This window comes from Paenibacillus sp. KS1 (assembly GCF_001680695.1).
Classification (GTDB): Bacteria; Bacillota; Bacilli; order Paenibacillales; family Paenibacillaceae; genus Paenibacillus_B; species Paenibacillus_B suaedae.
Genome location: NZ_MAIS01000049.1, coordinates 17,671 through 38,275 on the forward strand (window position 1 = coordinate 17,671; position 20,605 = coordinate 38,275).

General features: G+C 46.9%; 17 protein-coding genes and 1 riboswitch. Of the genes, 6 read left to right on the forward strand and 11 right to left on the reverse strand.

The genetic code is table 11. The features are described 5' to 3' along the window. Position 1: 1 nt before the first annotated feature. The 5 genes from BBG47_RS16840 to BBG47_RS16860 all read right to left on the reverse strand — a co-directional run bounded on the left by BBG47_RS16840 (position 2) and on the right by BBG47_RS16860 (position 5,183). Positions 2–1,231 (reverse strand): class I SAM-dependent methyltransferase, encoded by a 1,230-nt coding sequence (locus BBG47_RS16840; protein WP_065292649.1) that lies wholly within the window; start codon positions 1,229–1,231, stop codon positions 2–4. Further along, positions 1,228–2,316, reverse strand: coding sequence for a CDP-glucose 4,6-dehydratase (gene rfbG / locus BBG47_RS16845; RefSeq protein ID WP_065292667.1), 1,089 nt, complete (start codon positions 2,314–2,316; stop codon positions 1,228–1,230). The genes BBG47_RS16840 and rfbG overlap by 4 nt, the downstream gene beginning before the upstream one ends. Next, complete coding sequence (gene rfbF / locus BBG47_RS16850) at positions 2,313–3,086, reverse strand: glucose-1-phosphate cytidylyltransferase (protein WP_065292650.1); 774 nt, start codon at positions 3,084–3,086, stop codon at positions 2,313–2,315. The genes rfbG and rfbF overlap by 4 nt, the downstream gene beginning before the upstream one ends. After that, positions 3,083–3,850, reverse strand: a complete 768-nt coding sequence (locus BBG47_RS16855; protein WP_065292651.1) for a glycosyltransferase family 2 protein — start codon at positions 3,848–3,850, stop codon at positions 3,083–3,085. The genes rfbF and BBG47_RS16855 overlap by 4 nt, the downstream gene beginning before the upstream one ends. 220 nt (positions 3,851–4,070) lie before the next feature. Then, complete coding sequence (locus tag BBG47_RS16860; RefSeq protein ID WP_065292652.1) at positions 4,071–5,183, reverse strand: SGNH/GDSL hydrolase family protein; 1,113 nt, start codon at positions 5,181–5,183, stop codon at positions 4,071–4,073. Between the two features lie 163 nt (positions 5,184–5,346). Here BBG47_RS16860 and BBG47_RS16865 point away from each other — a divergent pair, with 163 nt between their 5' ends. The 3 genes from BBG47_RS16865 (at position 5,347) to BBG47_RS16875 (ending at position 7,446) form a co-directional block, all read left to right on the forward strand. Further along, on the forward strand, positions 5,347–5,634 hold the full coding sequence (locus BBG47_RS16865; RefSeq protein WP_028533490.1) for an alpha/beta-type small acid-soluble spore protein: 288 nt from the start codon (positions 5,347–5,349) through the stop codon (positions 5,632–5,634). Between the two features lie 76 nt (positions 5,635–5,710). Continuing rightward, positions 5,711–6,643, forward strand: a complete 933-nt coding sequence (locus tag BBG47_RS16870) for an NAD(P)/FAD-dependent oxidoreductase (RefSeq protein ID WP_065292653.1) — start codon at positions 5,711–5,713, stop codon at positions 6,641–6,643. Positions 6,644–6,828: 185 nt separating this feature from the next. Continuing rightward, entirely contained in the window at positions 6,829–7,446 is a 618-nt protein-coding gene (locus BBG47_RS16875; RefSeq protein WP_251487710.1) for a class D sortase, read from the forward strand. A 72-nt stretch (positions 7,447–7,518) separates the two neighbouring features. On the opposite strand, the gene BBG47_RS16880 is transcribed toward BBG47_RS16875, so the two are convergent. Both BBG47_RS16880 and BBG47_RS16885 read right to left on the reverse strand, forming a co-directional pair. Beyond that, positions 7,519–8,577 (reverse strand): CAP domain-containing protein, encoded by a 1,059-nt coding sequence (locus BBG47_RS16880; protein ID WP_065292655.1) that lies wholly within the window; start codon positions 8,575–8,577, stop codon positions 7,519–7,521. A gap of 127 nt (positions 8,578–8,704) precedes the next feature. Then, a riboswitch (cyclic di-GMP riboswitch) is annotated at positions 8,705–8,795 on the reverse strand. A gap of 129 nt (positions 8,796–8,924) precedes the next feature. After that, positions 8,925–13,919: a SpaA isopeptide-forming pilin-related protein gene (locus BBG47_RS16885; RefSeq protein WP_065292656.1), complete on the reverse strand. Its 4,995-nt coding sequence runs from the start codon at positions 13,917–13,919 to the stop codon at positions 8,925–8,927. A gap of 300 nt (positions 13,920–14,219) precedes the next feature. Here BBG47_RS16885 and BBG47_RS16890 point away from each other — a divergent pair, with 300 nt between their 5' ends. Next, a complete protein-coding gene (locus BBG47_RS16890) occupies positions 14,220–15,668 on the forward strand; it encodes an alpha/beta hydrolase family protein (RefSeq protein ID WP_065292657.1) in 1,449 nt (482 codons plus the stop codon). 158 nt (positions 15,669–15,826) lie between these two features. Here BBG47_RS16890 and BBG47_RS16895 read toward each other — a convergent pair whose 3' ends face one another. Genes BBG47_RS16895 through BBG47_RS16905 form a run of 3 tightly spaced genes read right to left on the reverse strand, consistent with a single transcriptional unit; the run spans position 15,827 to position 17,019 of the window. Continuing rightward, positions 15,827–16,108 (reverse strand): hypothetical protein, encoded by a 282-nt coding sequence (locus tag BBG47_RS16895; protein ID WP_139070714.1) that lies wholly within the window; start codon positions 16,106–16,108, stop codon positions 15,827–15,829. A 53-nt stretch (positions 16,109–16,161) separates the two neighbouring features. Beyond that, positions 16,162–16,344 carry a hypothetical protein gene (locus tag BBG47_RS16900; RefSeq protein WP_251487703.1) on the reverse strand — a complete coding sequence of 61 codons (183 nt, stop codon included), beginning with the start codon at positions 16,342–16,344 and terminating at the stop codon, positions 16,162–16,164. A gap of 15 nt (positions 16,345–16,359) precedes the next feature. Further along, positions 16,360–17,019, reverse strand: a complete 660-nt coding sequence (locus BBG47_RS16905; protein WP_065292660.1) for a TetR/AcrR family transcriptional regulator — start codon at positions 17,017–17,019, stop codon at positions 16,360–16,362. A gap of 185 nt (positions 17,020–17,204) precedes the next feature. Here BBG47_RS16905 and BBG47_RS16910 point away from each other — a divergent pair, with 185 nt between their 5' ends. Both BBG47_RS16910 and BBG47_RS16915 read left to right on the forward strand, forming a co-directional pair. Next, positions 17,205–18,188 (forward strand): MerR family transcriptional regulator, encoded by a 984-nt coding sequence (locus BBG47_RS16910; RefSeq protein ID WP_065292661.1) that lies wholly within the window; start codon positions 17,205–17,207, stop codon positions 18,186–18,188. Further along, positions 18,185–19,018: an alpha/beta fold hydrolase gene (locus BBG47_RS16915; protein ID WP_065292662.1), complete on the forward strand. Its 834-nt coding sequence runs from the start codon at positions 18,185–18,187 to the stop codon at positions 19,016–19,018. The genes BBG47_RS16910 and BBG47_RS16915 overlap by 4 nt, the downstream gene beginning before the upstream one ends. 216 nt (positions 19,019–19,234) lie before the next feature. Here BBG47_RS16915 and BBG47_RS16920 read toward each other — a convergent pair whose 3' ends face one another. Next, positions 19,235–20,470, reverse strand: coding sequence for a stalk domain-containing protein (locus tag BBG47_RS16920; protein WP_065292668.1), 1,236 nt, complete (start codon positions 20,468–20,470; stop codon positions 19,235–19,237). Positions 20,471–20,605: the final 135 nt, after the last annotated feature.

Consider the following 20,605-nt stretch of genomic DNA (forward strand, 5'->3'; position numbering starts at 1 on the left):
TTCACACCACTTCAATCTCTGGAACAAGGATGACGAACTTACCGCCCCATTCTCGGATATAAGCGCACTGCTCCATAATCTCTTCTTTCAAATTCCAAGCCAGTATAAGCACATAATCTGGACGCACTCGCTTCAGCTCCTCGGGACTGCGAATAGGAATTCGCGAACCAGGCAAATACAGCCCCTGCTTATATGGATTCTGATCCACAGTAAATGGAAGCCATGCCGTGTGGAACCCGCAATAATTAAGCAGCGTATTGCCCTTCGCCGGTGCCCCATAACCTGCCACCAGCTTGCCTTGATTGCGAGCTTCCATCATGAATCGGACAATATCCTCCCGCATCTGTTCTACCTGCTGGGCAAACGCAGTATATGCCCGCCAGTCGTGCAGTCCGTTCTGCCGTTCCTGTTCCAGAACCTTCTGCACAGCTGCTGCAGCCAATTTGCCCTTGTCCTTATGCATGATATACAAGCGCAATGACCCCCCATGTGTAGAAAGTACTTCTACATCTGTTACTTGGAGGCCGTGCATGGAGAATAGCTGTTGAGCCGAGAACAAGGAGAAGTAAGAAAAGTGCTCATGATAAATCGTATCGAACTGCTTATATCGAATAAGATTGAGTACATGCGGAAATTCAATCGTAATGGTACCTTCCGGATGGAGCAGCCGCTTCAGACCAGCGACAAAATCCTGCACGTCCGGGACGTGAGCCAGCACATTGTTCGCTACGATTAGATTCCCGCTAATCCCCTCGTCCTTAACGAGCTCTTCCGCCAGTCGTTGTCCGAAAAACTCTGCCTTCGTCGGAATTCCCTTATCCCTCGCAAGTTGAGCCACATTGCTTGCTGGTTCTATGCCCAGTGTCCGTATACCCTGCTGATGGAAATACTGCAGTAAATAACCGTCATTGCTCGCAATCTCGATGACCTGTGAATCAATGTTCAGTTGAAATCTGCGAATCGCCATGTCTGTATATTGTTCTGCATGCTTCAGCCAACTTGTAGAATAGGAGCTTAAATATAAGTAATGCTTGAATATACTAGCCGGGCTCGCGAACTGATCAAGCTGTACAAGACAACAAGTATCACATACATACGAATGGAGCGGATAATGGGGTTCGGCATTCCCCAATTCCTCTGGTGTTAGGAAGGCATTTGCAAATGGAGATTGTCCTAAATCGACAAAGGTGTGCACAAGCTGTGTACCGCATATCCGACAATGTGAGTTCATTTGCCTTCTCTCCCTCCTTCTCTGCGAACATAATCGACGATCTGCCGCTCTGATAGCACTCTAGCGTTAATTCCTGCACGATACTGCTGATGCCAGGAGATCGTCCATGCTACAGCCTCCTTGATAGACAACTTCGGATGCCAGTTTAATAGCTGTGCAGCCTTGTTGCTATCCAGAAATAGTCTAGGCGCTTCATAGCGAGAGGCTGCTTGTTCTAGCACCACTTGTATGTCTACCTGCCAGATCTCTGCTGCCATTTGAATGATATCTTGAACGGTTGTGTTTGGCTGTTCCAGCGGCCCGAAGTTCCATCCATCTGCGTACTGCGGATGATCCCACAGCTTCTCCGCCAGAAGCAGGTAACCGTGCACGGGCTCCAACACATGCTGCCACGGTCGTACCGCGTTCGGGTTCCGAACAAGTAGTGGTTCAGAGGCGGAACAAGTTCTTATTACATCCGGCAGAAGACGAGATTCTGTCCAATCCCCGCCGCCAATGACGTTGCCTGCCCGAACGGACGCCATTCTAGGCCCTTGACCATCCTCGCTGCGAAAATAGGAATCTCGATAGCTTGCTGCAATGATTTCGGCACAAGCCTTGCTTGCACTATAAGGATCATGACCGCCTAGCGGATCTTCTTCGCGAAATGGAAGCACCGATTCCCCTGTATTGCGATAGCACTTGTCGCTCGTTACGTTGATAACAGCACGAACGCTAGCTGTATGACGAACCGCCTCCAGCAGATACACCGTTCCCATTGCATTCGTGTGAAAGGTGCTTACCGGATGTTCATAGGACGCTTGTACGAGCGGCTGTGCAGCCAAATGGAACACAATCTCCGGCTCGTGCTCCGACATCACCTTCAGCAGAGCTGAATAATCATTCACATCTTTGATAACGGAGTGCCTACACACTGCTTGAATATCGGCAGCAGCATACAGATTCGGCTTCGTACTCGGTGATAAGGCATATCCGACAACCTCCGCACCCAACATGGACAGCCATATCGTCAACCAGGATCCCTTGAAGCCTGTATGTCCCGTAACAAGAACCTTCTTTCCCTGCCAAAAAGCTTCATTGATCACGCCTGCCACACCTTCCATGGCGCTTGTCCCCGGCCCCACAAGTCCACCAATTTCTTCTTATCCCGCATCGTGTCCATCGGGTGCCAGAAGCCATGATGCTCATAAGCCATAAGCTGCCGCTGGCGTGCTAGTTCGGTTAAGACATCCGTCTCCCATACGGCAGCATCGTCAAGAATATATGAGAACACGTCAGGCTCCAATACAAAAAAGCCTCCATTTATCCAGCCGCCATCCCCTGCAGGCTTCTCTGTAAAATCGATGACCTGCTGCTGCGCCAAGGCAAGCGAACCGAATCTTCCTGGGGGCTGAACTGCCGTTACTGTCGCATATTTGCCATGGGATTGATGATACGCAACCAATTCAGCAATATTTACATTACCAACTCCATCTCCATAGGTGAGGCAAAAGGTAGAGTCGCCAACATACGCTTGAACCCGCTTAATCCGTCCTCCCGTTTCTGTGCCCTCACCAGTATCGATTAGTGTAACCTTCCACGGAACAGCATTGTCCCCATGATAGTCAACAGTGTTACTACCCATATCTAACGTAAAATCCGTATGCCGCATATAGTAATGGATGAAATACTCTTTAATGGCGTGGCCCTTGTATCCCAGACAAATGATAAACTCACGAATCCCATAATGGCTGTACAGCTTCATAATGTGCCACAGTATCGGCTGGGGGCCAATCTCGATCATCGGCTTCGGCTTGACCTGCGTCTCCTCACCGATTCTCGTTCCGTATCCGCCTGCAAGTATGACTGCCTTCATACAGCTCCCCTCCATAGACGCTGATAAACAGGATGACGACTTAAATCGGTCGCTTGGTTCACATAACTGTTATATCTCCGCCCTAATTCTTCGCGGGTAACGAGATGCTGTAGCCCCATGCTTCGATAAATGCTGCCTTCCGAAAGGGTTGGTCCAATTTGCAACTTTCGAAGCCGTGTCTCCTCTGTCCATGGGCTATAGAAAAACTTGATAACAATGGCCGGATACGGATTATCATTGAAGGGGTAATCGATAAACGGATGGGGAGAGAAGTGTCTTCCTGGAGCATAATTCCCCCGAGGGTACTTATGAATGAATCGGCCGGTATCAGGCAAAATAAAACCATGATGGCGCTGCTCTACTAAAGGCTTGGCTGGATCCGGCTCATCATAGCCGTAGTTAGGGTCATCAACTAGCATAATCGTACGAATAGAATACATACTGCTGCCCATCTCATCCAGCGAAGAAAAGAACTTATTCTTATCAGGGAAGCATAGAAATTCCGTTGTATTCAACGCCATTTTCCAGCCCATGCACTCTTCCTCGATTTCCATGACCTCTATATCAACCTGTTCTGCGTCAAATGTAGGGACTTTGGAATCTCGAACCTCCCAATGGGGAACCAATTGTCGGCAAATTTCAACAGAGCGATCCGTCGACCCTCGATTGATGAGAATTCCATGATCAAAAAGTGAAGCATGATGCTTCAGCCACCATGGCAGTAAATATTCCTCATTGTAGAAGTGAGAGATTACAGTTCTCATGTTTTTCATACCTCCTTTTCCTATTACTATATGAATCTCAAATAATAGAAGCCTCTCATAATCGTTCCTACATACATACCTTTTTTCATCGCAATTGTCTGGTTCTGCTTCTTCCAACAACGCTAATACGATAAAAAAAGAGGCGGCCCTTGGTTGGACCACCTCTGAATCATTCCGTATGCAACTAGTTCCCTGCTTATTGTGTAAAGCTATGTTACTGTTAAGATTTTCTTGCCAGTATTTCTCGCAGCACAGGCTCCAGTCCATCTGCCATCTGCACAAACCCTAGATCGGTAGGATGAGTGCCGTCCACGAAGCATTCAAGAGCATGCTGTGGAAGAAGCTGTTCACCATCACAGAAGTAGATATGACGATCCCCTGCTTGCCGCAAGGATTCCACTAACGTCATCTGCATGTGCTTGCGTACTTGATGCAGTCTGGAGTCCTCCTCATCGAAGCGTGTGAAGGAGAATGCAAGTCTCGATAATATAAGAATCGGAACTTCTGGATGCGCTTTACGATAAATCCGTACGAATCGCGGCAGTGTCTCCGCATATCGTTCTGGAGAGACGCTGTTCGCTTCGTAGTCCAGAATAAGACAAGCTGGATCGGATATAGATGCAATAATATGAGCTAGCTCGGCCTCTCCTTTTCCATGGCCAGAGAAGCCTAAGTTAATGAATTCACGATTGATTCTTCGACTAAGAATGTTCGTGTAACACATTCCAGGACGCATGGCGCATGCCCCTTGGGTGATGGAGGTTCCGTATACAATAACCTTGCCTGGATCCTCATAAGCAGGCGGGGACTCCACGATGGCATCCCTTTTCAACCCGACCATGATCTCCTCTACCCCTTGATACAGCGGGAAGTTCAGAACGACAAGCCTTTTCTGTGCTTCATCTCGGAAAAATAGGACAGACTCATACTCAGAATCTCTAGGATTCCATCCTGCCGTCGTACTTCGGTAGTGGAGATGTCCATCCGCTTCCACATAGCAATCGAAGCCGCACTGCCCCGTCGCCGACATATGATACATGTCGTGTGGGCCAGACAACTTCACCCGCAGGAACAGCTTCGAAGAGTCCGTCACGAAGCGGATCTGACCACCTGCTGTATGATCCGCCAGCCAGTCGACTCCCTCTGGAATCTTGTGTTCTGGCGAAACGGGGAGACGTCGATATTTCCCCTCCGTAGACAGCCAGTGTAATCCAGCAATTGCGAACGGTGCTTCAAGCGGCGAATACCAGATCACATCGGATGTATTCGTCCTCTGCTGCTCCACCGTTAACTCTGCTTCCTTCACTTGTACATCTTGATAATCCGAATCCATTTGCAAGCTCCTCTCGAATGGTGTGCTTACCCAAACAGACACTTACTCACTGGATTAATTCTCCATAGTATATCCCTACTCCTCTTCACTTCTTACATAATTTCGATTGGGAGGGGGAATGTATGAAGAGTATTAATTTTGAAGACACAGGAGGAACAAGGTTATGTCCCGAAGAAGTCGGCGAAAGTTGCTTGTTACAGGTGCCGAGAACAGTGTCAATGCTTTTAAAGCTGAGGTCATGCGCCGCGAAGGATTTGCAGTAGATCCGAACCGGCCGAATGATGTCAAATATGAGGTAGCTAAGGAACTGGGTGTGCCGTTGCAAGAAGGGTACAATGGACAGTTGTCAACGGAAGATGCAGGCCGCGTTGGCGGACGAATCGGCGGCTCGATGGTGCGGGAGATGATTCGCCTTGCTCAGGAGAATTTAACAAAGCAGCAGGGGAAGTAAGATAAAGATCTCTTTCTTGGCATGCCAGGCATTATTTCATGAAATAATCATTCAGAAACGGTAGGAGTGTCTGCTTATGTGCTATGAGAGCATTATTATCGGCGGCGGCATAGCCGGGCTGCAAGCTGCCATTCAGCTGGGGAGATACCGACACCGCGTGCTGGTGATCGATAGTGGTTATGGCAGATCTACGATATGCCGCTCCTACCATAATGTGCTCGGATGGCCTGAGGGAGTGTCCGGTACTCAGCTTCGTCTTTTGGGTAAACGGCAGGCCACATCGTTAGGCGTACATCTACTTAAAGATACCGTGACGAGTCTCGCACCTAATGGCGAACATGGCTTCACCGTGACGACAACAGAGAACGGCCTCTTCACAGCAAGTACACTCCTGCTCGCCACTGGAATCATGGATCGGCTTCCATCCTTGCCCAATCTCATGCCCTGCCTAGGCCTTACGGTGTATGTGTGCCCTGATTGCGATGGTTATGAAGTGAGCGGTCGGCGAACCATTGTGCTTGGTTCTGGCTCTACCGGAGCTGATATGGCACTAACGCTATTGTATTGGACCCGTGACGTCGTCTATGTGAATCACGAGCAGAAGCCCTTGTCTGCTGATCAAATGCACCAATTGGACGCTCAGCAGATTGAAGTAATTGAAGCACAGATTGAAGAAGTAGTATGTAAGGAAGAAGGTGTCTTCAGTGGCGTGAGACTTTCCGATGGAAGGATCATTAATGGAGAGCGTGGATTTGTTGCCTTCGGAGGCAATGAGGTGAAGTCCTCCCTCGCAGAACAGCTTGGGATAGAGCGGCATGAAAATAAACACATTATGGTGGATCCACGTACGAAAATGACCAATGTCCCCAACGTATGGGCAGCAGGAGATGTATGTGTGCATTCGGAACAGGTTACGATTGCAATGGCGGAAGGTTCACAAGCTGCCATTTGGATGCATAAAGCAATCCTTCAGCAGGTTTCCCCTAAGGAAGGATCCTCATCACCTTAGATTGCTAACGCCACCTTCCAGCATCAGATTGCTGCAATTGAGTTTCACTGTTGCTATCCGATTCCCTACGAACCGCACCTACCATCATGGTGGGTTATGGAAAACATATTGCTACATACGGTACAATAGAGGCACAGACATAGTGCGTTAAGGGGGTGCCTCTTATTACGAAGAAGAATCAAAACATGTCCAGATTGCTTGGTTTCACGGCTCTATTGTTTCTCTTTGCTGGGTTAGCTCTTATCCTATATCCGAAGTGGAATCAATACAACGAACAACAAAGAGAGCTTCGGCTTCTTACTGAGTGGGACAACTTGCCGCAAGACAGCATTCAAGTAACCTCCAAGACACAAACCGATTCAATCACACCAAAAAAACGGGAGCCTAAATCCATTGACGGTCTCCTTGTATATGGGGCAATATCGATCGACAAAATCGATCTGCGAGAACCTATGGTAGAAGGAGCCACACCTGCTTCTCTCAAGGTTGGAAGTGGAATCGTTGTCCCCGGCCGAATGCCGGGCGAGATCGGCAACTTTGTATTGGCGAGCCATCGCAGTCTGACATTCGGCAGACACTTCAACAGGCTCGATGAGTTGAAAAAGGGGGATAAAGTTCAATTAGAAACGTCGGATCAGACCTACACGTATACCGTGCAATCGAAATCCGTCGTGACCCCAGAAGATCTGTCCGTTCTCGATCAGAATCCAACGGATCGGGAGCTGACACTCATCACCTGTGATCCAATCGACACAGCCACACACCGGCTTATTGTGAAGGCTGTCATGGAGAAGACTCCATAACGCCGCATCAATTAAAGACGCCTCCAAACTACTGTTTCTGTTGGATTGAAGGCGTCTTTTTACCACGGCCTGCTAGCTTCGTGGTGTATAGAAGTTTTCCGTATAGTAGACTTTCGATTTACCTCCGAAAAATACGCCCACACCCATTCGCGAATAATCTCCTAATATGTTAGCACGATGCCCTTCCGAGTTCATCCAGTTCTCATGAACGAAGATGGCACTCGTCTGGCCAGCGGCAATATTCTCTCCTGCGGACTTATATACGATTCCGTCTGCCTTTATTCGATCGAACGGCGACTTGCCATCCGGATTATTATGATCGAAGAAGCTTCTTTCTCCCATATCACCGCTATGCTTGCGTGCTGTTCCTGCGATTTTATCGTTCCATTGCAGCGGCTTCTTGCCATTGCGTACGCGAACTGCGTTCGCTAGATCGAATATTTGCTGCTCGAAGCTTGTCCGCAATTGCTCGCTAGGCGTACCGAAGTAACCCTTGAACGACAACTCCACAGCTTCAGCAATGAATTGGACAGCTGTTACCGTGCCGCGCTGACTCACATCATAGAACACCGTCGCATAAGCGTCGCCTACCTTGTGCATACTGTATGTTCCGCCGTTATCCTTGTAGTTATAGATGGTATTGCCTTTCTTAATTCGGCTGATGGAAGACCCGTAGGCTGCTGTAACTTCCTGCTTCGTCGAACCAAATCCAATGCTGCCATAATCAGCCTTAGCATTCGAGTATAGAGCTACAACTTTCTTGTTGAGCACACCGACCTGCACATACTGCTTATAATCCTTGTTATAGATGTACCACTCGAACCCGTACTCGCTTACGTCTTTGCGTGCTGGTTGTCCCAGTCGCTCGAAGAGCTGCTTCTCACTCATACCGAGCGAAATGCCCTGAACCTTGACTCCTGCCACCTGTGGCACATTCAATTCTGATGCAGCAGCTCCGCTTCCGCTTGTTTCATCCGCTGCATAGAGAGTTGGCTGTGGCATGAACATGCCGAACAGCAATGCAGCACTAAGCCCTATTGCAATTCGTCGCTTGGTGCCTACCAATGATTGTTTTGCTTCTACTTGCCAGTTTGCGTTGTTGTCAGTTGTTGCCGTACAACGTGTCCGCATTCTTACCATCTCCCATTCTTTGACGTTATCCGCTCGAATGAGATGAACACCAGGGGCGCTTCTTATATATACAAAAAGCGCCACCCTAATGGCGGCGCACTTAAATAGACGCTCGTATTGTCGCAATTAGGGCAACCCGGCTGTCATCGCATTGTGTAAATGCATTAGACCCGTGGCTTTGCGTCCCCTGCTTTCGCGAGGGTTTGCCATTATCCAAATGTAACCGTTATATGTCTATGGTAACATGCAACAGAACTGCTTGTACACTCCTGAACGATTGTAATCTTCTGTATGTGGACAGAATAGTAGGATACCCGCCAAGGAACTCTCCTTAGCGGGTCATCACATCAACGTCTTACAAATAATCGCTTCCGAGCAATCCACATGAGTGCTGCGGCAGTGATTAGAATCATACCGACGATTGGCGATACAGGGGCTTCTTCACCGGTCTGCGGCAGCTTGCCGCCCGGCTTAGGATTCGGCTTCTTCGAATCCGTCTTGCCCCCTAGATCTGCATCATCAGGATTTCCTTCATCATCCTTGTCACCGTCTGGATTGCCCTTGCTTCCACCCGGCTCCGTCGTATTTCCTGTGTCGGGATCTGTCGTCTCCCCAGGTACCGTAGGCTGATCAGGGTCAGTTGTCGTTCCAGGATTTGTTGGCGTTGTTGGCGTCTTTGGATCTGTAGGATCGACGATCTGCCCAGGGATCGTTGGAATGTTCGGATCTGTCTTAGGAGGTGTCTTGTCGCCTGGCTTGCTTGGCTCCCACGGTTCGTAAGGATCCGTCTTGCCCCCTCCCCCTCCATCGGTATAACGAACATTCTCGACCGTAACGACAGTCAACTGCCCTCTCGTAATTTCGAACCCATTCAATGTAGTGTTGCGAATATAACCGCTTGGAGCCTCTGTTTCCTCGAAGAAGTATTTACCCGGCTTCAAGGCTGGAAGGGATGCTTCTCCGTTTGTATCCGTCGTTAAGATCGGAAGCTCTGCTCCTGCCTCATCTTTAACCGGATGCTTCTCCGTATCCAGAAGGCGGAACTTGGCACCAGACAGCTTTTTCTCTTTATTCTCATAAGCAATCTTAATCAGCTTCACTGAACCCGTCGGCGGCAAATCGAGTGTATTACGCACAATGACTACTGCTTCCTTGCCAGCGTTCACATCAAACTCGATTAATTCCGTGTTCAACACAAATCCGGCTGGAGCCTTTGTTTCTTCTGCATAATACTTGCCCGGATACAGGTTCGGAATCGTGACTTCGCCATGCTCATTCGTGATAAGCGGCGGCAATTCCACGCCTGCTTGATCCTTGACTGGCTGCTTATTCGCATCCAGCAAACGGAACTCCGCACCTGGCAATTTCCTTTCTTCATTGGCCGCATCAACTTTAACCATCTTAGCAGTTCCGGTCTTAGGCACTTCAGGCTCACGTGTATTCGGTACCTTCACTTCAGCTACTGCCTTCTTGCTTACTGTGAATTCGAATAAATCACCGTTCAACACATACCCTACCGGTGCCTTCGTTTCTTGCGCGAAGTATTGGCCTGGATTCAGATTCGTAATGATTAATTGGCCATGTTCATCCGTTACCAACTGTGTCAATTCTTTGCCTGTTTGATCCTTGGCTGGCTGCTTATGTGCGTCAAGGATACGGAATTCTGCACCAGGGAGTGTAGTATTCGTACCTGCCGCCACTTTAATGACTTTCACCGATCCTGGAACCAGTTTGTTCAAGACGGTAACCGGTGTGTCCGTTCCGTTCTTGACTTCAACTGTAATCGGCTGAGTATTGAGCACATACCCTTCTGGCGCTGTCTTTTCTACTAAATAGTAGGTGCCGCTCTTTAAATTTTCGAAGTTCAGGATACCATCTGCAACAGTTTGCCTCGTAGCAATGATATTTCCTTTCGCATCTTTAAGGACAAATTCCGCACCAGAGAGCAACGCACCGCCAGCTTCATCTTTCTTAGTTACAGTAATGGAGCCAGGAAGTGGTGTGTTCTCAACCGTACGCGTTGCTAATGTTGTCTGATCCTTTTTAATCTCAAATTGTATTGGCTTTGGATTTGAATCCAACTTATATCCCTCAGGAGCCCTTACCTCAATAAGTTGGTATTTGCCTCCGGGTTGGAGTTCTTTCAGCCTAAGCTTCCCGTTTTTATCCGTCTGCTCATCCGTTCTACCAGGAACATCCTGATACACGTCATGTTCATCCTTTAATTGAAGCTTGAAGATGGCACCCTGCAGCCCCTTGGATGGATAATCCGCATCGACCTTGGTCAACTCGAATTCCCATACGCCTTTCGTGTTTTTGATGACTTCTATTTGCTCGTCTTTTTTGAACGAAACAGAGCTCCAACCATCACCTTGAATAAAATATCCTTTTGGCGCTTCTACTTCTTTGAGCTTATATTTTCTAAATCTCTTATCTGTAAAAGTTGCCTCACCATTCTTATCAGTAACCAATTTTTCTAGTAAGACAGTTCCCGATTGATCATAGAGTTCAAATTCAACTCCTGGTAGCGTGATTTTCTCATTGTTTGCATCTACTTTTTTAATAATTAATTTACCGCGTCCAGAAGGAATTGCTCCTCCTCCAGCTCCAGAGAGGCTCACCTGAATTTGTGCCTCTTTGTTGCCTTGACCCACTGTTTGCCCCTTAAAAGACACATCATTGGTAATGACATCACCGTCATTAGCATCAATATAGGATTGATACTCCAATCGGTACGATGTTTCCAGACTGTCTGGGAACGTAAGCGTGAAGGTTTGCCCGTTAAATTCGAGCTTCGCTACGCTGTCCAGAGGCTCAACCAGTGTTCCGCCAGTCTGTGCTCCTGCCTCTCCCGCTCCAAGCTTATAGAGCTTAATCGATTTTTGATCCAATGTGTGACCCTTTGACAAGGTATCTGTTAGAACCGCACCTTTGTCAATAAAGGACTGGCTTCGGTTAATGAAAACTTTCCATAATGCAAGATCAGACTTCTCACCTTTGCCTTGCTCGCCTTTCTTGGATACATACTCTCCGCCAAATGCCGGTGGAACTTCTGCCGACTTCTCGAATACTTTCTTTCCGGCATCGCCCATATCATACACTTTTGCATTATTCTTATAAGTTTTGTATACCTGTTTACCTTTCAAACTAGTTTCATACGTAATACGGTATGCCGTTTTTAAGGGCTTCTTCGTGAAGGTAATGACGATACCGTCTTGACCGTTTTCACTCACATTTTGGTACGTATAATCGTTGATTTCATTTCCTTTCTCAACGTCATCTACGCCGCCCTTAAGATTTAATTCATACACCTTCAAGGAACCCGTTACAAAATCTTGCCCCTCTGTGTAGAAGTCCTTAACGACCGCTTCCTTAATCTCATTCAAATTGTAATTGAAGTCAATTTGCCATGTGATCACTTTTGTTATCGCATTGTAGCTGCCTGCTTTGTCTCCATTTGCAACCGTATATTTATCCGGTTTCGCTTTTCCAGTTACTTTGATGTAAGGAATCTGAGGATCTTTTTCATTCCAATCCACAAGTTTTGCCGTGTTGATTTCTTCCTTGGTAAATTTATTAGGATCAAACTTTGTTACATATGTGATTTTGTGCTTTGTTTTGATTTGCTCGATGAGAATTTCAAAGCCTGCAGCCGTCTTTGTTACGGTGTAATCATTCCCAGCTACCAGCTTCTTCTGTGTACCAACCTCTTCAATTACAACGCTGCTTGGTACAAAATCAAATACATTCGTACTGAATGTGTCCTCAATTTTAACTTTATTCATTTCTTTACTATCAGAGTTAATTGTTAATGTCCAAGTAACCTCTTTATTCTTAAAGTCAACAACACCGTCAGATTTGCTGAAAATGACCTGAGCAATCGGTTGTTTTCCGACTTCTGTTGTACCATCATGTATTTCCACACTATTCGTAACCTCTGTGCTGTCGTACACGCGGTTAACAGATTTCGTTTTGTATTCAATTTTATAGGCACTGCTAATCGATTTGTTGAATTTCAACTCGAAACCGTCCGCTGTAGATGCGACGATGTAATCTTTCCCTTGATCAAGTGCAGGGACTGATTTCTCCACAGCTGCGCCTGAATCCTTGATTGTCATCTCTTTAACGACAAATGACGTCTCATCCAGCTTTTGAGGATTATTCTTATCGAAGATATCCTTAATCCACGCATCCTTTTGATCAATGGTTCGCTCATTATAGTTGTACTCAATTGTCCATGTAATCGTCTGTGTACTAGAATCGTAATGAACTGATTTCTTGTTCAACGGTTTGCTGAATGTAATTTCCACTTCTTTTGTAACTTCATAGGGCTTGGGAAGCGTATCTCCTGTCAGCTTCGCTGAATTTTTAAATGATTTTGCTCGATAGTTTGTACCATCTTTATAGCCCGACAAATCAGTAATTATCGTTGCATACTCAACTCGATAAGCCTGATCAATATCGCCAAACGCAATACTGAATTTGGAATCATCAGGATTTATCGTAAACTTGCTAGTAACATCGGCTCCCTTTATCGCTTCACCACCATCACGACGAACGTTGACTTCGTATATTTTGATGGAGGATTTGTCTAATACTAAGCCATTTGGAAGCTCATCTCCCAATACTGCATTTATCATTTTTTCACTGTTTCGATTCAGTTCGATATTCCAATTGATATTTTTCGGATTTCTCGTCTTATCTGGTGAGCCAGATTTGGTCATATTGCTTTCATTTTTACTTTTGAAATTAATTACGAAGGAAAATCCGATATCATCAAACTTGATTTCTTGCTTCGTTCCTCCATCGAATTTGCTTTCGTCAAATTCTCGCCAAACTTCGAAGAAACCGTTCAAACCTTGACCATTATCGATTTCATCATTAAAGGTGAATGTCACTTCACCATTTTTCGTTACAACGTAAGTACCTACAGTTCCGCTTCCTCCTTCAAGTTCACCAACTAACTCCCGATCCACTCCAAATTGATCAGGCAATTTGAACTTGAATGTTGAACCATTTCCATACTTATGTCCATCATCGAGCTTCCAGTCAAGAATGATTTGTACCTTATCGCCGATATCAGGGCGGACTTTGGTAATATTGTTACCATCCTTATCCTTTATGGTTACTTTCGTTATAATATTTTCCTTGATCTCCCCATAAGTTGCCTTCGCCACACTAGGGGCATTGCCGTAAGTCGCATCTGTCACACTCTGCGTCAGACTATTAGAGCTATCATCTAGCAATCCATCAAATGCACTCACCATAGTAGGTGGGAACACAAGATTTAATAGCAACGCAATTACTAAAAATACATATAAGGTCTTTCTACGTTCTTTCATGTCTCGTAACATTCACCTCTTCAGCTTTAGTTCGAGCTTCAACTTCATTTCCCGTAATCGGTTAATAAAGTGCAGCTCCCCCCTTCCTTACCGGCTCTATGTATAGGCTGCTTCTGCTTCAACGATTAGGCGAGAGTCTACTTACACAATAATCCATGATTCTGAACAAAAACTGAAACATACGCGGTTCACTCTTTAAACGAATTTTAAACGAACGATCGACCTCTCCTTAATCTTCACCCTTTACGCTCAATAGACAGAGGCAAGTACGCTCTGAAGAACGGGAGGAATAGGAACGTTATGCGGCTCTATGAAATATTGCTGGCTTTCTCTTGCTTTGCATTATTGATAAGTACTCTACTTACACGCAAACTGCCCCGGCTAACCGGCATCGTAGCCAGTACAATCAGCATGTCCATTCTCACGCTGCACTTGTGGCAAGAGGGTTATCGATGGCAGATGTTCGGCGTGTACAGCCTAACTATCGTAATAACGGGGAGTCTATGTTGGAAAAGTATACGGTCATCCAGCACGTTCAATCTGTGGAAATCTGTGCGCTATACTTTATTTGGCCTATCCTGCGTCGTAATCACATTGAACGTCTTGTTGTCGTCATGCTTGCCTGTTTTTCAGCTGCCGAAACTGGAGGGACCCTATCAAGTAGGCACATTTACGATGTCGCTAACGGATAACGGACGAGAGGAGATCTATACGGAGAACGGTGGAGATAAACGTAAACTCCTCGTTCAATTCTGGTACCCCGCACGAGTAGATAATGTGGAGAAGACCGTATCCGTCTTTCCTGAGGATCCAAAGATGATCGCTGCTTATAAAAAGGGATTATCATCATTTATCAAGCTCCCTGAACCGATCTTCGATTATTGGAAGTACATCCGCAGCAATGCCTATGAAGAAGCAGCAGTACAGCATTCTTTAGTTCCCTATCCATTAATAATCATCAATCATGGAATGGGGACAACCCGATTGCTTCATGTGTCTCAAGCCGAGCAGCTGGCCAGCCACGGTTATATTGTCGCTTCCATCGACCATCCGTACAGCACAGTAGCTACAGCGTTTCCAGATGGCACAAATACAGACTATCGAACCACTTTCAACATGGATAATTTCTATACGGTAGGCAAATCCATCGGAACGGTATGGACGGAGGATGTGAATTTCGTCATTTGCCAGTTGGATGGCTTGAATGCTGGTCACATGCCAAGCCCACTTACGGGCGCCATCGACATGGACAAGATTGGTGTCATGGGCCATTCCTTCGGGGGCGCGACCGCATTTAACGTCTTGAACACGAACCCTCGCGTCAAGGCGGCGGTCAATATGGATGGCTCTCTCTATGAATTAGACATCAATAGACTAGCCGACAAGCCCGCCCTGTTCCTGAAGGCTGATAAGTTCACCGAGATGAAGAAGCAGCAGCGCAAGGGGCTTATTACAGATGCGAAGATGAGCAGCATCATTGCACAAGAGCTTGCCATAATGGAGAAAGTAAAGCAGCACGGCGGAAGCATCATTCAATTGGAAGGTGCGAAGCATTATAATTTCACCGACCTGCAGCTCTATTCGAATCTCCTGCAATACGCCGGTATTACAGGAACAATCGACGGGTACAGAGGGTCATCTGTCGTCAATCATTATGTTCTGGATTTCTTCAGTAAGAACCTGAAGGGTACTGGCGGAGCGCTGATGAACGGCGCCAGCAGTGAATATCCCGAAGTTACGTTTCATTGATACACAATAGTAACGCTACTAGGCCGGGAAAGGCAGTCTTCCTTCCCTTCCCGGCCCCAGTCTAATGAAGATAAAAAATCAATTACAGGGTAAGGAATCGATTTAATCATAAGTAATATACCGACGGTTGGTATCTATTTGTGCAAAAAAAAGTTATTCTACTCCTTACTTGAAATTCGGTGGACATTCCATACATTGATACCTGCAACCACAATTCCGGGGCCGAGCAAGCTTAATCCCCATCCCGTCTGACCAAGCCCAAGTACGACTCCTCCTACAGTCAGCAGCAACAGTCCAATACCACCACTTATTATAGCACCTCTGTATGCCGCCTTCCGAGATGGATGTGCAGCTTGATAAGCCTGATTCATTGCTCTCTTGTAGGTGCTGTCAGACAGCCTCTTCGTAGATTCAAGCAGCCTCTTATTTCTCATATTCATGCGCTCCCCCTCTCCAAGTTCCTCCTCATCTTCATCACAGGCTCCCCTCATTCTCACTTTGCAATTCCTAAGTTAATGACTGCGCTTGCTAAAGCACATACGCCAAACAGAACCGCCCAGCCTGCCCAAGTACTTGTATCGCCACGCCGCTTGCTCAGCACGAGTCCGATGATTCCCGCTATTAGAACCACACTCGCGATGACAGATCCAACGATAAATCCTACATGCGTTTGCAATGTCATCTTTCTCCTTCACTCTACATTCAGGAAAGCCCCCATGTTCTTGTATTGCTCCATCACTTTCTGAATCAAGCTGTCGCTGACGACATCCACGCCTAATTGCTTCATCATCAGCTGCAAAAATTGCAGACGTTGAACGGTTCCCTCGATATCCCGCATGAACAGTACTGGGTTCATCCATACGTTCAGCAGCAGCAAGAACACTTCCGCACATTCATCGGGATATTCGGTCATAATCGATCCGTCTTTCACCCCCTGCTTCATAAGAGAAGCAAGCTGCGTCGCATCCTGCAGCACACTATCTTTGATCCCTTTCACGACAAACTGTGGATTATGGATCTGTGAGCATAGTAGAGCATCAAGAGAGTGCGCATCGTGATCAGCTGCAAGAGCTTCCAATAGGGAAATGAGCTTCTCGCGGGCATTCGCTGCTTGAGTACTCTGTATTAGGGTCTGGAACATGTCGACTGTACGATCTGAGTGCTGCTTCATAACCGCCTCCAAAATCTCTTCCTTGGACGTAAAGTGATGATAGATCGCGCCTTTGGACATCCCTACTTCATTGATAATGTCTTGAATGCTCGTTTTGTCATAGCCCTTCTCTAGGAAGAGCTTTGCGGATACCGCCATAATCAGCTCAAGTGTCTGTTCTGGATATTTGTTTCTTGCCATGGTGTAGGCCTCCCTCATTTTAAATACCGACCGTTGGTATCTATAATGATAATGTCACAATCAAACTCTTTCGTCAATGTGGTGGAGGCTATTTCCCTACTAGTTCGACTCCATTTCCACTCAGATATTGACTCTCCCCTGACTGGAGACTTTATACTCGAAACAAGATGAAGGGAGACATCAGGATGGAAGGCTACTACTCAATCGGGGAAGTATCGAAAATGACAGGCGCAACAATTAAGACGATCCGCTATTATGATGAAGTTAAGCTGCTTCCAGCCTCTACAATCAGCTCGACCGGTTACCGCTACTATAACGACGAAGATATTGCACAGCTGGAGCTTATCTTATTATTGCGTTACCTTGGTTTCGCTGTTCAGGATATCAAGCAGATGCTGCAGCATGAAGTTCCCGTATCCACCTCCATTCAATGGCAGCTGGAGGCCATCGAACAGCAGATTGTATATTTGGACAGAATGAAGAAAATTCTCGTTCAAGCCCAAGAGCAGCAGCATCGGGAAGCTCCACTCGCATACTTGCATGACATTGCAGATGTCGTCCATAAGAGCTCCCGTCAGAGGCAGCAATTCATCGCCAGTAAAATGCAGCAACATTTAGGTACAGAAGGACTTCCCTGTCAATGGCGTGAACATATCCTAACCACCTGCATTGGGTTCGTCCCGAAAGAGCAGGAGCTGAGCGAGAGTCAGCTTCATGCATGGTCAAGAATTAGTACTATGCTGGACGATCCTGCCTTTGCCCTCGAAATGAAGCAAAAGCTTGAGCCCTATTGGGAGGCAGTATCCAACCAGCAGTTAGATCACTCTCTATGGGGTAAGCCGTATGCCGCGCTCACAAGTACAATCCTTGCGCTGATCGAAGCAGGGGAAAATGAACGCAGTGCGAATATGCAACAAGCCGCATTAGATTACGTCCAACTCGTCACCGGTTCTGTGACACCAATCACGCGAGAACAGGTACGCTCCTTCCTGGAGCAAGCGGAAGCCATGACATCAGAGCGAATCCAGTTATGGTGGGAGCTTATTATAACACTCAATCCATCTCTTGCCCCCGGGGCGCAAGTTCAGCACATGATTGCGAGAACATTGGCCTATCTAGTTCGTGAACCTGATGAACAATGGATAGCTGGAGGTGTATCATCAACATGAACTTGACTGCTGCATGGAAAGTCCCTGTTGAAGAAGGGGATATCCATATTCAAGCGTATGGCATGAATCACGATGTGCCTGTCATGCTGCTGCATGGCACTGCTACCTATCACTATTGCTGGCGCAGCGTTGCTGCACAATTAGCGTCACAGTATCGCGTTTATTGTCCCGATCTGCTCGGCTACGGAGTTAGTGATAAGCCACGGACTGTCCTATACAGCAAGCAGGCACAAGCAAAGCGTATTCAAGCTGTGATAGAAGCATTAGACTGTGAAGCTGTCCATCTTGTTGGCCACTCCATGGGCGGTGAAATCGCGGCACACATTGCCTTGCAGTCTCCGCATCTATTGCGCAGCTTAACTCTGGTTGCCCCTGACGGCTTCCGCCGTGGTGTAGCCTCCCCTGTAAAATGGGCAGCCCGTAAGGGCTGGATGGACGGCATATTCCGCGGCGCGATGAACCGAAAGATGAAGCCGACTACGCTTGCCCGGATGCTGAGCTTGCCGCTGGAACATATTACGCCCGAATTCATGGACAGATGGACGAAGCCATATCAAGATCCGAATACTCCTTTCGTCATCGCCAAGACATTAGCAGACGACGATACTGGTATCATTGCACATCGGATCTCAGAGATTCATGTCCCTACCCTGCTGATCTATGGAACGATCGATAAAATGATTCCAATGCAAGTATTCCGCCAATATGAACAGACAGTGCCTAACCTGTGCACTGAGCTATATGACGACTCCGGGCATGTTCTCATGGAGGAATGCCCTGATCGTCTAGCCGCATCCATTCAATCCTTTATCGTCAGGTGCTGTCCATAGAGTAAATGTTGTTGAACTTTTTTGCCCCCCACATTGGTGTGAACGCACATAAAAAAGGCAGACGCCCCTATTCCCACACAATTCAGTGGTTTTGGAGCGTCTTCGCCCTTCTTAAGGGACTGACTCATATGGTTGCTGCCCTTACAGAGTGGTTACTTATGGAATTGCATACACCGTACACAACTTATTCAATGATATAAAAAAGTGCTGTCCAAGCTACGATTTTAATGGAATCACATTTTTGTCGATTTGTGCTTTGGATGCTTCCCCGATGAGCCCTAATCTCCACAATGCTGTCCCTTTCAACTGATGGCGCTTCGCAAGCCCAATTACACTGCTAATCGTCTTCTCGTTCTCGCTCCAAGTCGAAATGCCCAAGACCAGCTTCTCCTTCGGCACTTCCTTCAAGGCAAGCTTAATGGATTCGTTTACCTTATTCAACGGCTCCGGTGCTTTCTTTCCTGTATACTCATAGGCCATAATAATGAGATCATCCGCCACTGTTGCCAATGTCTTATAGTCATATCCTCGGTAAGCTCCATTCAGTGGATGAAGCGCCAGGGACAGCTTAAGATTAGCTGCCTTGGACTCTTTGGCAAGACGAGTCACGAATTCATTGTAATCCCGCTTTGCCTTCCCAATATCTCCAGACAAGCCCAGCCCTTCAAAATCAAGCACGATGCCGGAGAAATTTTTGTCCGTTGCAAGCTGCACAATATCCGCAATCGCCTTATCGCGAAGCGCCGAATCCTCTAGCATTTTCGTCAGCTCGTTCTTCCGATCTGAAGCAAATACCATAAGATACGGACTAGTTGCTTCCTGCTTTGCCTGATCCACTATCCCCTCAGGTGTTATTTCTCCTGCAGCTTGGGGCCAATAGAAGTCTTTACCGCTCGTTGTGATCGTTCCATCTTCTTGAAGCCTTGCCCAGCCAAATCCCACAGTATCAAATTGAGGGATATACTGGCGCTCGCCGAAAGCTTTTACCGCATAAAAGGCCATACTGTACATCTTCTTCGGCGGTGACTGCATGGAGACGACTTTCGTTTTCTGATTCCAGGATACTTGTGCACCGAACTGCTTACTGAAAAAGCTGAGCGGAATATAGGTCGTTCCGGTACGGGCAAACGGCGCTGCACTCAACTGCATGGCCTGTCCATTCACTTTGGCTGTCTTCTGGTTCAATTGCAGAACTACTACCTTCTTCCCATCTGTAGCCATTTGATTCGCCGTTACCGTCTTATCTTTCGCATTCCACAGCACTTCGATGCCGAGCGCTTCTGCGATTCCACGGAATGGAACCATCGTATTCCCCTGTACAATAATGGGCTCTGCCTGAAAATCTAGCGGATAGTTATCCAGCATAATCTTCGTCTTCATAGATTGACTGTTCCCAGCCGCCTCTGCGATGCCTACTTGCTGCGGAAGAAGCAGCGTAGAGGTCAACAGCATAGACAACAGCGAACAGATAAGAAATCGCTTCTTCAAGAAAGCTCCCTCATTTCTTACAAGATTATGAGAGCGATTGCTCTATTACTCTCTCATTCGGATCTATTTTAACTTATTTCTCAATAGAATTCCTGTACT

Excerpts from the sequence above, each read along its gene's own strand:
- BBG47_RS16885 (WP_065292656.1), bottom strand. The coding sequence starts at position 13,919 with ATGAAAGAACGTAGAAAGACCTTATATGTATTTTTAGTAATTGCGTTG.
- BBG47_RS16870 (WP_065292653.1), top strand. The coding sequence starts at position 5,711 with ATGTGCTATGAGAGCATTATTATCGGCGGCGGCATAGCCGGGCTGCAA.
- BBG47_RS16840 (WP_065292649.1), bottom strand. The coding sequence starts at position 1,231 with ATGAACTCACATTGTCGGATATGCGGTACACAGCTTGTGCACACCTTT.
- BBG47_RS16865 (WP_028533490.1), top strand. The coding sequence starts at position 5,347 with ATGTCCCGAAGAAGTCGGCGAAAGTTGCTTGTTACAGGTGCCGAGAAC.
- BBG47_RS16920 (WP_065292668.1), bottom strand. The coding sequence starts at position 20,470 with ATGCTGTTGACCTCTACGCTGCTTCTTCCGCAGCAAGTAGGCATCGCA.
- BBG47_RS16875 (WP_251487710.1), top strand. The coding sequence starts at position 6,829 with ATGTCCAGATTGCTTGGTTTCACGGCTCTATTGTTTCTCTTTGCTGGG.
- BBG47_RS16905 (WP_065292660.1), bottom strand. The coding sequence starts at position 17,019 with ATGGCAAGAAACAAATATCCAGAACAGACACTTGAGCTGATTATGGCG.
- BBG47_RS16860 (WP_065292652.1), bottom strand. The coding sequence starts at position 5,183 with ATGGATTCGGATTATCAAGATGTACAAGTGAAGGAAGCAGAGTTAACG.
- BBG47_RS16880 (WP_065292655.1), bottom strand. The coding sequence starts at position 8,577 with ATGCGGACACGTTGTACGGCAACAACTGACAACAACGCAAACTGGCAA.
- BBG47_RS16895 (WP_139070714.1), bottom strand. The coding sequence starts at position 16,108 with ATGAATATGAGAAATAAGAGGCTGCTTGAATCTACGAAGAGGCTGTCT.
- BBG47_RS16890 (WP_065292657.1), top strand. The coding sequence starts at position 14,220 with ATGCGGCTCTATGAAATATTGCTGGCTTTCTCTTGCTTTGCATTATTG.
- BBG47_RS16910 (WP_065292661.1), top strand. The coding sequence starts at position 17,205 with ATGGAAGGCTACTACTCAATCGGGGAAGTATCGAAAATGACAGGCGCA.
- BBG47_RS16915 (WP_065292662.1), top strand. The coding sequence starts at position 18,185 with ATGAACTTGACTGCTGCATGGAAAGTCCCTGTTGAAGAAGGGGATATC.
- BBG47_RS16855 (WP_065292651.1), bottom strand. The coding sequence starts at position 3,850 with ATGAGAACTGTAATCTCTCACTTCTACAATGAGGAATATTTACTGCCA.
- rfbF (WP_065292650.1), bottom strand. The coding sequence starts at position 3,086 with ATGAAGGCAGTCATACTTGCAGGCGGATACGGAACGAGAATCGGTGAG.